The organism is Parabacteroides sp. ASF519 (assembly GCF_000364265.2).
Taxonomy (GTDB): domain Bacteria; phylum Bacteroidota; class Bacteroidia; order Bacteroidales; family Tannerellaceae; genus Parabacteroides; species Parabacteroides goldsteinii.
Genome location: NZ_AQFV02000006.1, coordinates 1,536,427 through 1,550,978, shown reverse-complemented (window position 1 = coordinate 1,550,978; position 14,552 = coordinate 1,536,427). Strand labels below are relative to the sequence as shown.

8 protein-coding genes are annotated in these 14,552 nt (G+C 40.4%); 7 read left to right on the top strand and 1 reads right to left on the bottom strand.

All coding sequences use genetic code 11. The annotated features are described in order from the left end of the window. Positions 1-174 precede the first annotated feature (174 nt). Positions 175-1,119, bottom strand: a complete 945-nt coding sequence (locus C825_RS06100; protein ID WP_010801833.1) for a FecR family protein — start codon at positions 1,117-1,119, stop codon at positions 175-177. Between the two features lie 514 nt (positions 1,120-1,633). On the opposite strand from C825_RS06100, the gene C825_RS06095 reads away from it, so the two are divergent. From C825_RS06095 to C825_RS06065, 7 genes are all read left to right on the top strand, one after another. Further along, positions 1,634-2,302, top strand: coding sequence for a FecR family protein (locus C825_RS06095; protein ID WP_010801832.1), 669 nt, complete (start codon positions 1,634-1,636; stop codon positions 2,300-2,302). Between the two features lie 218 nt (positions 2,303-2,520). After that, positions 2,521-5,904, top strand: a complete 3,384-nt coding sequence (locus tag C825_RS06090) for a TonB-dependent receptor (RefSeq protein WP_010801831.1) — start codon at positions 2,521-2,523, stop codon at positions 5,902-5,904. Between the two features lie 37 nt (positions 5,905-5,941). Continuing rightward, on the top strand, positions 5,942-7,570 hold the full coding sequence (locus C825_RS06085; protein ID WP_010801830.1) for a RagB/SusD family nutrient uptake outer membrane protein: 1,629 nt from the start codon (positions 5,942-5,944) through the stop codon (positions 7,568-7,570). Positions 7,571-7,736: 166 nt separating this feature from the next. Further along, positions 7,737-9,101: an alpha-L-fucosidase gene (locus tag C825_RS06080; RefSeq protein ID WP_010801829.1), complete on the top strand. Its 1,365-nt coding sequence runs from the start codon at positions 7,737-7,739 to the stop codon at positions 9,099-9,101. Positions 9,102-9,246: 145 nt separating this feature from the next. Further along, entirely contained in the window at positions 9,247-9,831 is a 585-nt protein-coding gene (locus C825_RS06075) for an RNA polymerase sigma factor (protein WP_007655241.1), read from the top strand. A gap of 78 nt (positions 9,832-9,909) precedes the next feature. Then, positions 9,910-11,124: a FecR family protein gene (locus C825_RS06070; RefSeq protein WP_007655243.1), complete on the top strand. Its 1,215-nt coding sequence runs from the start codon at positions 9,910-9,912 to the stop codon at positions 11,122-11,124. Positions 11,125-11,233: 109 nt separating this feature from the next. After that, positions 11,234-14,530, top strand: a complete 3,297-nt coding sequence (locus tag C825_RS06065) for a SusC/RagA family TonB-linked outer membrane protein (protein WP_007655245.1) — start codon at positions 11,234-11,236, stop codon at positions 14,528-14,530. Positions 14,531-14,552: the final 22 nt, after the last annotated feature.

The following is a 14,552-nucleotide window of genomic DNA, read 5'->3' as shown; positions in this document are numbered from 1 at the left end:
CAAAGAGTTTTTTTTCATACCTTTGTTGATGATTTGAAGTTAATACAGTTTTTAATTGAATTGTGTTGATTGAATGCCGGTAATTGCCCCCCAGCGTTTGCCGGCATTTTTCAGCTAGTGATCATGTATATTCATAAGCATTCTTTTAAAGTTAATAATATCATTCTTACAATCTTATTCTATATAAATTATCTGGTTCTCGTCATCTCGCTGATAAGTAAACTTGATATCCTTCTGCAATACCCTCAGCGCATAATCGATACCGTCTGTCTGTCGGAATTTACCTGTGTAAACGTATTTAAAGACATTCTTGTTTTTCACCTGAATTGTTAATCCATAGTATTTTTCAAAATCTTTCATAATGGATGTAAACGTTTCATTCTTAAAGCAAATCAAGCCTTCCTTCCAGCGGTAAGGATTATAGTCGTCCACAGCGGTTACATGCAATTTACCGTCTTGCAGAAAAACCTTATTGTTCGGTTTCAGAGTTATTTTTTGCGTGGAGTCGCTTGCTGAAGCTACCTTTACGCTACCCGACATTAACGTTGTTTCAAACTCGCCTGTTTCTGAATAGGCATTTACATCAAATTGGGTACCCAATACCTCTACGTTATAATTATCCGTTTGCACGATGAACGGTTTGCTTTTATCTTTTGTCACATCGAAATAGGCTTCGCCATCCAAGACCACCTGACGATTATTTTTACCGAATTTCACCGGATATGACAGTGAAGTCCTGGCATTTAGCCAGACATTTGTGCCATCGACCAATGTGATATTGATACGTTGGCCTGCCGGGACAGTGATTGTCTGCATCGCCATCAATTCTTTTTCCAACGAAGACTGATAATAAAAATAACTTCCTCCCAAAGTGATTGCGACAACTGCGGCTATTTTGATTAACTCAGTTCTAAGAGAACTAAGGTTTATAGAAAATCTTTTCTTTCCGTTCTTAATTATTTCTTCATTCCCCAAAAGCAACATGGCATCAAACAATTTCCGTTCTTTCAAAAAGGCCAGGCGGTTCTCAGCAGACTCTTCCATCCACTGTTTTACAGCCGCTTCCTCCTCAAATGATGCGTTGCCTTCAAAAAATTTATATAATATATCTTTGTTCATTTTATATCGTTTAGGATTACCCTTCTATACTAATAGCAGTTCAGACTTGCATATCCCTAGTAAAAATATAAAAAAATATTACAAACTCAATTTTTCCTTTATATGATATTGTTTCCAGTGGTGTCAATAAAGACAGAAACAGCTCTGATTTTATCAAATTTGTTTGTGAAGTCTAACTCTCACCCCATTGCAGTGGGTATTTTTCCCCATTGCTGTGGGGATTATTCCCCTTTGTAGTGGGGAAAATTCCCCACATAAACAAAAACAGTGGGGAATTTTAGCGAAAGAAACTTTCTGCGGTAGAAATCCGATCCGCCCAATAGAGCTGAAATAAAATGATACTTTACATTTTATTTCTTTTTTTATCCTGCCGGGCCTGTTTTTGAATCCTTCCAAAGAAATATTAAAACTCTTTCTAGAGAAATAGATAAACCTTAGTTCTCTTAGAACTGAGTTAATCAAAATAGCCGCAGTCATCGCCCTTACGCTTGGCGGGAGTTTTATCTACCGGCAAATGCAAACGGAACAGACTCCGATAGCATTGCAAACAATCACTGTCCCGGCAGGACAACGCATCAATATTACATTAGCTGACGGAACAAATGTCTGGCTGAACGCACGGACTACCATTCAATACCCAATCACCTTTAACGAAAAGGAACGTCTGGTCAAACTGGACGGCGAAGCCTATTTCGATGTGACAAAAGATAAAAGCAAACCGTTCATCGTGCAAACAAACAATTATAACGTAGAGGTATTGGGAACTAAATTCGATGTCGATTCTTATTCGGAAACAGAAATATTTGAAACAACCCTGATGGAAGGAAGTGTGAAAATTTCTTCCCTGACCGATGCAAACGAAAGCCTGATGCTCACACCACACAATAAAGCCTATCTGCATGATGGCAAACTGCGGGTAAAACCGGTAGACGATTATACACCCTACCGCTGGCGGGAAGGCCTGATCTGTTTCAAAAACGAGACATTTGCATCGATCATGAAAGATTTTGAGAAATACTATGGGATAAACATCTATATCACAAACAAACAAGTACAAAAATACTTGTATACAGGAAAGTTCAGACAAACCGACGGCGTTGATTATGCATTGAGGGTTTTACAAAAAGATATAAAGTTTGCCTATGAACGGGATGACGACAATCACATTATTTATATCAAATGATTTTAACAATATGTTTCACCTAAATTAAAATGCTTATGGGATAAAAAATTTGTTAACCGTAATGCCGGTGAAAGCTGGGGGGCAATAGCCGGCAGACATCCAATTAACACAAACTAAATTATTAATTTATTAATTTCAAATCACAACAAAGTATGAAAGAAAACACTTTGTCGAGGTGTAATTATCGGGCACCGCGACCCTTAAAAATTTTCAGAATTATGAGAATCACGACATTCCTGCTCTTAGTATGTGTGTTCTGCACTTTTGCAGAAAATACACATTCACAAAATGCGAGGGTCAGTATTAACAAGAAAAATGTTCAACTGGAAACAGTACTGAACGAGATTGAACACCAGACTGATTACCTGTTTATCTACAACAACCAGGTAAACGTAAACAAGAAGGTGTCGTTAAAGGCTAAAAACCAGCCTGTCTCCAAAGTACTGGAAGAATTGTTGGCTGATTCGGGTATCACATATTCTGTAGAAGGAAACCATATCGTACTTGGCAAACAGACTATGGCTGCCGCTCCGCAACAAAGTAGTACAATCAGAGGTAAAGTAATCGACACCAATGGAGACCCCGTTATCGGTGCCAACATTGTCGAAAAAGGGACAACCAACGGAACTACAACGGACGTAGAAGGGAATTTCTCTATTAACGCAAAATCAGGCTCTACGCTGGTAATCACTTTCATCGGCTATGTCAGAGAAGAAGTGAAAGCTAACGCCGGAAGAAGAATGGAAATCATCTTACAGGAAGACTCCGAAACATTGGAAGAAGTCGTTGTCGTAGGATACGGTACCATGAAAAAAGCAGACTTGACAGGTTCTGTGGCAACCGTCGGTTCGGAAGTGATCGAAGACCGCCCGTTGACCAACCTGGGAGCCGGTTTGCAGGGCGCAATCGCCAACTTGAATATCACTTCTTCCAGCGGTGCGCCGGGAACAGGTTCTTCCTTCAATATTCGTGGTACGACAAACTTATCCGGCGGAGGTCCGCTGGTACTGGTGGACGGTATCGAAATGGACCCGAACCTGATTAACCCGCAGGATGTGAAGGATGTAACCGTACTGAAAGATGCGGCTTCCGCGTCTATCTATGGCGCACGTGCCGCTTTCGGTGTAATCCTGATCACCACTAAGACAGGTTTCGTATCACAAAAACCGGTCGTTTCACTGAGCGCAAACTATTCCATCAACGTTCCGACCGTTCATGCCAATTATATGAACTCCATGGAATATACACAATGGATGAATGATGCCAACACAACAAGCAACGGTAGTAACTATTTCGATGACATCACCATGGAGCATGTCAGAAATTATTACAACGATCCGGTCAATAATCTTCCGGTATTCCATCATCCGGACGATGCAGCCAGCAAATACCGTTATTGCGGCAATACCGACTGGTATGAAGCCTTGAATAAGAAAAGTTATCCGATGCAACAGTACAACATCAGTGTACAAGGCGGTAGCGAAACAGCCAAATATATGACATCGGCCGGTATGTTCCAGCAAGACGGTATCTCTAAATGGACAGACGAAGATTACAAACGTTTCAATGTATTGCAACACGTAAACTACAAGGTGAACAACTGGTTGCAGGTTGGCTTGAGAGCAACTCTGTCAATGGTAAAAATGAATACTGGTCCACAAAATAAATATGGTAGCAACTCTTTGGGAGCTACGATTCCGGGCGACAGCCGTCCCCTGATGCCGGTTTACCATCCGGACGGACATTTTGCCGGTTACTGTGGCGACGGTTACTTTACGAACCAGGCTGCCTGGTTATCACAAGGAGGTTCTGCCGAAATGAGAAACAATAATATGTATGCAACGGCATTCGCTAAACTGAACCCGTTCGAAGGATTGGAAATCAACTTCGATTATACATATAACTACTATAACTATTCTTTCAAGAACCATGTACGTGAATACATCGACTATGATGCCGACGGAAATCAGGGTTCAATCTTCCCGCATACTTCTCCGAATCAGGTCTCTTATAACAAAAGAGAATCGCAGTACGACGTATTCAATGCATATGCTACCTATAAGAAGAAAATCAACAAAGTACATGCTTTGGAAGGAATGATCGGTTTCAACCAGGAAAATGCGACTTATAAAGGTGTGGGTCTGAGTAGAAACAATCTGATCGCCAACGATATTCCATTTCTGAACCTGGCAACCGGCGACCGTTCGACCAGTGATTATATGAACCAGTGGGCCATCCGTGGTGCTTTCTTCCGTCTGTTCTACGCTTACGACGACAAATATCTGGTACAGGTAAATGGCCGTTACGACGGTTCTTCACGTTTCCCGAAAGATGACCGTTTTGCATTCTTCCCGACATTCTCATTGGGTTGGAGACTTTCACAGGAAAAATTCTGGAAACCGATCGCCCATATCGTAAATGACTTCAAGATCAGAGGTTCTTACGGGGCTTTAGGAAACCAGGTACTACTGCAAGGTGGTAATGACATGTATTATCCCTATATTTCTACCTATACCACAGGTGAAGTAGGTTACCTGTTTAGTGGTGAAAAACAGATGGGAGTATATGCTCCGGGATTGGTAAGCGACCAGCTAACCTGGGAAACAGTTAAACAATGGGACTTAGGTTTTAACTTCTCAATGTTTGACAGCAAACTGACCGGAGAATTCGACTATTACGTTCGAACAACAGAAGACATGTTGACAAAATCAAAAACATTACCTTCCATTTTAGGTGTTTCTGAACCTCAGATGAATGCTGCCGATTTGAGAACCAGTGGATGGGAAGTAGCTTTAACCTGGAAATCGGCCTTACAGAATGGTTTGGCCTATAGTGCAACACTATCTTTATCAGACTATCAGGCTGAAATCACCAAATATGATAATCCGACAAAGAACTTGTCAGACAATTATTATGAAGGCAAGAAGTTGGGTGAAATCTGGGGATTCGTAACAGATGGTTTATTCCAGTCCGACGAAGAAGCCTCTTCATGGAACCAGTCAAAAATAGTCGGTTATACGCAATATGCCGGTGATATCAAATTTGCCGACCTGAATGGTGACGGAGAAGTTACAAGAGGTGAAAACACGGTCAACAACTCTGGTGACTTGAAGATCATCGGTAATGAAACACCGCGTTATAACTTCGGTATCCGTGGTACAGCCGAGTATAAGGGCTTTGATTTCACGTTATTCTTCCAGGGTACTATGAAACGTGATATTATACCGTCAAAGACATTCTATCTGTCTCATTATACATCTGAGTGGTCTGTTCCCCAAAAGATGAATTATGACTATTGGAGAGAAGACAACCGCGATGCGTTCTTTCCACGTGCCCGTATGAACGGTTCTGCTGTAAATGAAAACCAGACCCGTTTCATGTTGAATGGTGCTTATATCCGTTGTAAACAGCTCGCTCTTGGTTATACTATTCCTAAATATATCACGGAAAAGGCTAAAATCTCCAAGCTGAGAGTTTACTTCAATGCAGACAACTTGTTTGAATTCTCCGGAATGCCTGACACTTTCGATCCTGAATTGGCTACAGTAAATGCTTATCCATTTATCCGGTCATTCTCTTTTGGTGCTAACCTGACATTCTAAGATGAAACATTGTAGAATAATTAAAATTAAAAACAGAATGAAAAAAGTATATTATATAGCGAGCTTGTCTTTATTACTCGGATTTTCCGCATGTAATAACGACTTTATGGACTTGTATCCGGAAGATAAGATCAACGACGAGACTTATTGGAAGACAGAAAGCGACTTGAAAAACTTTGCCAACCAGTTCTATACAACACTGGATAATACCGGTATATATAACAGTGACAATGCCTCAGACAATCAGGCACCTCAATCTAAGGATAATTTTGTTTGGAGCGATTACACCATCCCCACAGCCGGAGGGGGTTGGGCTAAAGGCGATTGGGCTAATATCAGAAGTTGTAATTATTTTTTGAGCCGTTATCATACCGTTGAGGGGAATGCTGAAAAGATCAACCAGTATGTAGGGGAGATTTACTTCTTTAAAGCCAAGTTCTATTACGAAAAAGTTCTTCGATTCGGTGATGTACCCTGGTTGACAACAGACCTGACTACTTCTTCCGAAGAACTATACAATCCACGTAATGATCGCGGAGCTGTTATCGACTCTATCTGTGCTTGCCTGGACAAAGCCAGCGAATGGTTGCCGGAAACAATGCAAGACTCACGTCTAAGTAAATATGCTGCATTGACTCTGAAATCCAGGGTATGTCTGTTTGAAGGAACCTGGAGAAAATACAGAAATCTTGAAAATGCAGATAAGTATCTACGTATTAGTGTAGATGCTGCCGAAAAAATTATCAATAGTGGTAATTTTACTGTTTACTCTACCGGTAATATTGAAGACGACTATCATGCACTGTTCAACCAACAAGATTATTCAAACAATAAGGAAGCGATCTTTTTTGCTGCCTATGTGACAGATAAACGCATGAATAACAGGCCTCGTACAGTCCGCGAGTCATATACAGGTATGACCAAGGACTTTGTAGAATCATTCTTATGCGATGATGGTAAACCTATTGCTCTAAGCGACCGGTATAAAGGTGACGTAAAATTCACTGATGAGTTTGAAAATCGTGACCCGCGTTTGAAACAATGTATATATACACCAGAACGTCCTATCGCTATATTGGCAGATGGTTCTGAAGAATATGAAAATTCTCCGGTATTCAGTAATCTCTCAAATACAGGCTACCGCTTATACAAAATGTATTCTCCGTTAGCGGAAGATAACGAATATATTAAATGTACACTGGACGACCTGATCTACCGATACGGTGAAGTTCTTCTGAATTATGCCGAAGCAAAAGCCGAATTGGGTGAATGCGACCAGGCGGTTCTGGACAAAACGATCAATAAACTGCGTGACCGTGTAGGCATGAAACATCTGACAACAGATGTAGGATTTACCGATCCGAACTGGCCGAACTGGGAAGTTCCCATCTCTCCGCTATTAAACGAAATTCGTCGCGAACGTCGTGTAGAACTGGCTTGCGAAGGCCTCCGTTGGAACGATTTGTGCAGATGGAAAGCAGGGAAGTTACTGGAAAACATAAAAACTTATTTAGGTCCGCGCGATCCGGCAACAGGTGAATACCGTGTTGTTTATCCGGGTATGACCCGCACATGGTACGATCGTTTATACCTGTATCCGATCCCGACAGACGAGTTTACTTACAATCCTAATCTGTTACCGCAGAATCCGGGTTGGACAAACTAATAATGTGCCAATGAGCTAATGTGCCAATATGCCAATAAGGCAATATGCTAATGTACCAGTTTTAAGAATTTTAGATCCACGGTATTTTATTGGCATATTGACACATTAGCATATTGGCATATTATTTTTCACTATACTTGCATCTGAAATATAATCTGACTCAATCATGAAAAAAACATTTGTAGGATTACTGGCAGCCTTGTCAGTTCTTGTTTCCTGTTCATCCAACGAACCGACGAACGTTGTCACCCCAAACGCACGGCAACTGGCCTGGGCCGATGCCGAAGTTGGCGTATTGATCCATTTTGATATGCCTGTTTACCAACCGGACTACAATTTCAGGAAATGGGGAACGCATCCGGACGCATCCATTTTCAACCCGACAGAATTGAATACCGACCAATGGCTGGAAACCGCGCACAAACTGGGAGCCCAATATGCCGTACTGGTAGCCAAGCATTGCAGCGGCTTCAGCCTGTGGCCAACGGAAGCACATGATTACAGTATCAAACAATCCCCCTGGAAAAACGGCGAAGGTGATATTGTTGCCGATTTTATCGCTTCCTGCAAAAAGTATAACATCAAACCGGGAATCTACGCCAGCACAACAGCAAACGGTTATCTGTACGTAGACAATCCCGGCGTTGTCCAGGAAGGCGGTCCGGTCACTCAGGAAGAATACAACAAAATCGTAACGCAGCAATTGACCGAGTTATGGAGCAATTACGGGGAATTATTTGAAATATGGTTTGACGGCGGCGTGCTCTCCAAAGACCAGGGCGGTGCAGACGTACTATCCCTGGTACAGAAACTACAACCCAATGCCATCGCTTTCCAGGGCCCGTACGGTCATCCAAACCTGATCAGATGGGTAGGCAATGAGGAAGGTGTCGCCCCTTATCCGTGTTGGTCTACTGCCGATTCGACAACCAATGCCGACGGCACGCGTGTTATAAATGGCTTGAACGGCGATCCTTTCGCCCCGTTCTGGTGTCCGGGGGAATCAGATTTCACCCTGCGCTGGAATCGTTCCTTCCAGGGAGGCTGGTTCTGGACGGCCGGACAGGATAGCATGATGTTCACTCTCCCCGAACTACTAACAAAATATGAGACCAGTGTAGGAAGAAACACGAATATGCTTTTAGGTTTGGTTGTCGATAATAAAGGTCTTATCCCTGAAGCCGACGTCCGTCAGGTCGAAGCACTTGGCCATGAGATTGCACGCCAATATGGAACACCGCTACAACAAATAGCTGGTACCGGATCAGAATACACCATTTCTTTCGATAAACCGACCAGCATAAACCGTGTCGTCATACAGGAAGATATATCCAAAGGGGAACGGACACTGAAATATTTACTGAAAGGTAAAAAAGAAAATGAATGGATCGAGTTATCTTCGGGTAGCAGCATCGGACATAAACATATTAACAGATTTGACTCCCAAACAGTTGAAGCGATAAAATTAGTTGTGACCGAATCGAAAGCGGATCCTCAGATAATAAATTTCTCCGTATTCGAAACGCTCTAAATAAATTTGAATTAAAGGCCTTTGAGAAAATATTCTATCAGAGGTCTTTATTTTTATTCCCAAAGCTTTTTTATTTCTCATAAACGATAGACCGAACCTTTGATTTTAGTATAATTGTCTTATATTTGCTACACAAAACACAAGTATGCAAGTAGATGAAAGTAAAATAAAATGGCGTCAATTTGTTTCCGGTGATAACGAATCGTACAGCTGGATATACACTACTTATGTACAAATTTTATACCGGTACGGCCTCCGTTTTACTTCTGACCCTGAAATCATAAAAGATTGTATACAAGAAGTTTTCACTTCGCTGTATAAAAACAGGAATAGCCTCATCACTCCTGATAATATCAAAGTATACTTATTCGTTTCTGTAAAAAACTGCCTTATACGCACTCTATATAAGGAATCTTTTTATGACCGGGAATTACCGGAAAACATTCAATTTTCATTAGAATCTACCGTCGAAGAAGATTTCATCAATAATGAACAATATGCCAATCAGCAGAAAATGATCAATGAGATCCTTGCTCTTTTAACGCCCCGTCAAAAAGAAATTATCTATTACCGTTTTATCCAAGAATTAAGTATGGATGAAATATGCATACTGATGAACCTTAATTATCAATCTGCACAGAACCTGATTCAGCGTTCACTCAAAAAAGTAAGACAAAATTACGATTCCATTGAAGTATTCCTATTAATACTCGCTATTTCACTAAAATAAAATATTTTCTAAAATTTCTTTTTTTAAGTGAGTATAAAAAAAGAATTGATGTATCCTCATTCTAAAAGCACCTCCGAAATGAATAAGGATTATACAAAATATAAAGCCCATCAGCTGTTGAATGATGATTATTTCCTGGAATCGATATTACATCCGACTACTCAGGACCATCAATTCTGGCAACAACTTCAGGACGAAAACGAATCCTTTAAACAGGAGATGCAGATTGCACACTCTTTCCTAAAAAATATAAAAACATCTACAGAAGCTCATTTTTTACCGGGAGGAGAACAAAAAGAGCTTTGGAAACGTATTCAGACAGCAAATAATAAGTATGACTTAAAGAAACGCCGGAACAGTTTCCTGAAAATAACAGCTGTAGCAGCCGCGTCTTTACTGGCTATACTTACCTATGGATGGTATAGCATATATTCCAATAAATCCGAAATTAATTATGAAGCGATTATCGAATCGATCCCCTCAACAGATGATGCTTCGGAAAATGTTCAATTAATCCTTTCAGAGAATAAAAAACTCTCGATTGAAGGGAAAGAGACTCAACTCGAATATAATGAAGAAGGAAGTATTAGCGTTAATTCACAAGATATAGAAGTAGGGAAAGAAAAACAAAAAGAGAAAGAAGTTCAATCGTTCAACCAATTGATCGTCCCTGTCGGCAAACGTTCTTTCGTCACATTTGCAGATGGTAGTAAATTATGGGTAAATTCCGGTTCGAAAGTTATTTATCCGAACAAATTCTCAGATCATAGTCGGGAGATCTTCGTTGAAGGTGAAATTTATCTGGATGTGGTTCATGACGAAAAACGACCGTTTATCGTGAAGACAAAAAAGATGGAAATCAGAGACCTCGGAACGCAGTTCAATGTCTCAGCCTATGAAAACGAATCCTACAGCAATGTCGTACTGGTAGAAGGGAAAGTGGAAGTACTGGTAAAAGGCCGCAAGAAAAACACTATCAGTCCGAACCAGTTGTTCTCGTACGACAATTCTAATGACAAGATTTATACTTCAACTGTTAATACCCAGGATTATGTTGCCTGGAAAGATGGCTATTACCAGTTCAAGCATCAAAAGATGAATATTGTACTCGAAAAACTTTGTAAGTACTATGGGGTTAAAATCCACTGGGACGATAAAGTTAGTGAACTAACTTGTAGCGGTAAGCTGGATCTGAAAGATGATTTGGACAAGGTATTCAATGCACTGCGGAATGCTGCGCCGATTGAAATAGAACAAACAAATGAATTTATAAACATTATTGTTAAACATTAAAATTCAAATTAATATGGGACCTTAAATTAAGCTGGGTAAAAGTCTAGGACTTACCCATTATCAAATCACTAGTATTAAACCGTATTATAAACTTAAATCGTTACAGAATATGAATAAGCAAACCTGGTTTAGTCAAGGGAAAACCAAACAAAAAAGACTAATACGCGCCATGAAATTTTTTTTACTTTTTGCATTTTTAACCGTCGGATCATGCTTTGCCTCAGAAACATATTCTCAGGAAGCATCATTCTCTATCAACTACAATAATAAGACAGTTAAAGAAGTTATTAATGAAATAGAAAATAGCAGTGAGTTTATTTTCTTTTATCTCGACAAATCAATCGACTTGAACCGCAAAGTGTCTATCAATGTTGAAAACAAAAAGATAGATACAATACTCAATCAGTTATTTTCCGGCACGGAAAATAACTATTCTATATCTGACCGTCAGATAATCATTTCAAAGAAAGAAGTACCTGTAAACACTGAAACAAATCAGAAAGACACTCGTACAATTTCAGGTACCATAAGGGATAACATGGGACCAGTAACTGGAGCTAATATCCTTGTCAAAGGAACCACAAACGGAACTATTACTGATTTAGATGGAAAATTCACATTGGAAAATGTTCCGGCAAATGCTATTCTGCAAGTGTCGTACATCGGCTATCTGCCACAAGAAATCGAAATAAACAACCAGACATTGTTCAACATTGTATTAGAAGAGGACAATCAAGCTCTTGACGAGGTTGTAGTTGTTGGCTACGGTACAGTCCGTAAAGCAGACTTGGCCGGATCTGTATCCGTTTTGGACAGCAAATCATTTAAAGACCAACCGATCAAACAGGTCTCTGATGCATTGCAAGGACGCGTATCAGGTGTTCAGGTACAGAATAGTGGTGTACCGGGCGGTACGGTTAAGATCCGTGTCCGCGGTTCAGGTTCTATCAACCGTAGCAATGATCCGTTGTATGTAATCGACGGCATTGTTCGTGAAAGTGGTCTGACAGGATTGAACCCGGAAGACATTCAGTCTATGCAGATTTTAAAAGATGCATCTTCTACGGCTATCTACGGTTCGCGTGGAGCCAACGGGGTTGTTTTGATTACGACAAAAACAGGTAAAGCCAACACACGGCAGGTGATGCTCGATGCACAAATCGGTATCGGTACAGTCGCTAAACGTTATGATACGCTGAATCCATATGAATTTGCTACATTATATAATACTTATAGAGCCAATACATTCTCTTCCGATCAATTGTCTGCTTTTCAAAATGGAACGGCTGGTACAGATTGGCAGGATGAGATTTATAAGACAGGTATTACGCAAGATTACAAACTGACATTCTCCGGTGGTAGCGATAAAATTCAATATTTAGTTTCCGGTAACTATGTAGGACAAGAAGGCGTCGTTATTGAGAATTCAAACAAACGTTATCAAGCTCGTGCCAATATCACCTCTCAAGTATTGGATTGGTTGCATGTTACCGCTGATGTGAATGCATCTCATAATGTAAGAAAAAGCGGAGACTTCAATGCTGGAAAAGGTAATATTATTAATGTAGCAATGAACTATTCTCCAGTACTCGGTATTTTAAATGAAAATGGTACATATACCCGAGATCCATACAGTGCTTTGACCCAAAATAATCCGGTGGGAATACTGAGAGAACAAGTAGGAGAAACTCTTAACGATATTGTCAATGCCCGCATCGATTTAAAATTTAATATTCTCCCTGGATTAACATTTACAACTAGTAATGGTATAGATTATAATGATCAGAAAGGATATTCATTCTCAACCAAAAAGGTTACTAACAGCAATAACGGTATGGGAAATAGTGATGCTTACCGGATGACGTTACAAACGACCAACAATTTGACTTATCAAAACAAATGGGATGACCATGCTCTTACTGCAACTGCTGTTTACGAAGCGACTCAGTCCGAATATCGTTATATGACATTAAACGGTTCTGGTTTGTTGACCGAAAGTGTTGGTTGGTGGAATGTTAATATGGCTTCCAGCCGTACTTCAGACAACAGTTATTCTAAATGGGCATTGATGTCAGGTGTAGGCCGCGTAATGTATAACTATAAAGACCGATATATGTTGACAGGGACAATCCGTGCCGACGGCTCTTCCAAATTCTTTGATGACAAGTGGGGGTGGTTCCCATCTATTGCTGCTGCCTGGTCTTTAAGTAATGAAGGTTTTATGGAAAATCAAAACATATTCCAGGATTTGAAGATTCGTGCCAGCTACGGTTTGATCGGTAGCCAGGCTATTGACCCATATGCAACATTAGGATTGATGTCTAAAGCGATGTATGCTTTCGGAGGGGCTTCTCAATACACAGGTTATTGGGTAGGAACAACAGTGGCTACTCCGAATCTATCATGGGAAACAACACATCAATTCGACTTAGGCGTAGACCTTTCTGTATTGAATCACCGTCTGAATATCTCATTTGATTATTTTGATAAGAGAACAAAAGACGGTTTGTTGCAACGCTCCATTCCGAATTATGATGGCGGTGGTTCTTATTGGGTAAATGCGGCTGAAGTAAGCAACCGAGGTATTGACTTTTCTATCAATGCAACAATCTTCGACACTCCTGATTTTAGCTGGAGTTCAACATTCAACGGTACTTATCTGAAGAATGAAGTAAAAGACTTAGGTGGATTAGACTTCGTTTCCGGAATTTCTCCGGCAGCAGGTATGATCCCGACAGATGGTGTAACCCGCGTGGAAGTAGGACAACCTATCGGTGCTTTCTACGGTTACAAATGGACTGGTCTGGATGCAGAAGGCAAAGATTCGTTTGAAGATATAAATAATGACAACATAATAGATAGCAGCGACCGTTCTTTCATTGGAAAATCCACTCCTGATTTTACATTAGGATGGAATAATACGCTCCGTTGGAAAAATTGGGATTTGAATCTATTCTTTACAGGTTCGTTTGGAGCCGACCGCCTGAATTTGGTTCGCTTTACGGGAACTGCTATGACTGGAGATTTCGCATTCATCACGTTACGTGAATACTTAAATAACAACTATGATGTGAAGGGAACTTCAGCCCGTTATCCTTCAGTTTCTGTTACAGGCAATGATTATCAATCAGCCTCCATTTCTACGAAGTTCCTGGAATCTGCAAACTATTTCCGTTTGGACAACCTAAGTTTATCTTATAACTTACCGAAAAAAGTAGCAAAGTTTGCTGATCTTCGCTTTACATTCAGTTGTCAGAATCTGTTTACGATTACCAGCTATAAAGGAATGGATCCGGCAGGAATCTCTTTCATTGGTAATGGTAGCGTCGACGTAAATGACGGTATTGATTTAGGAGCTTATCCGTTGACTCGTTCTTATACATTTGGTGTTCGCTTGAATTTCTAACCATTAAATAAAGATATAATAT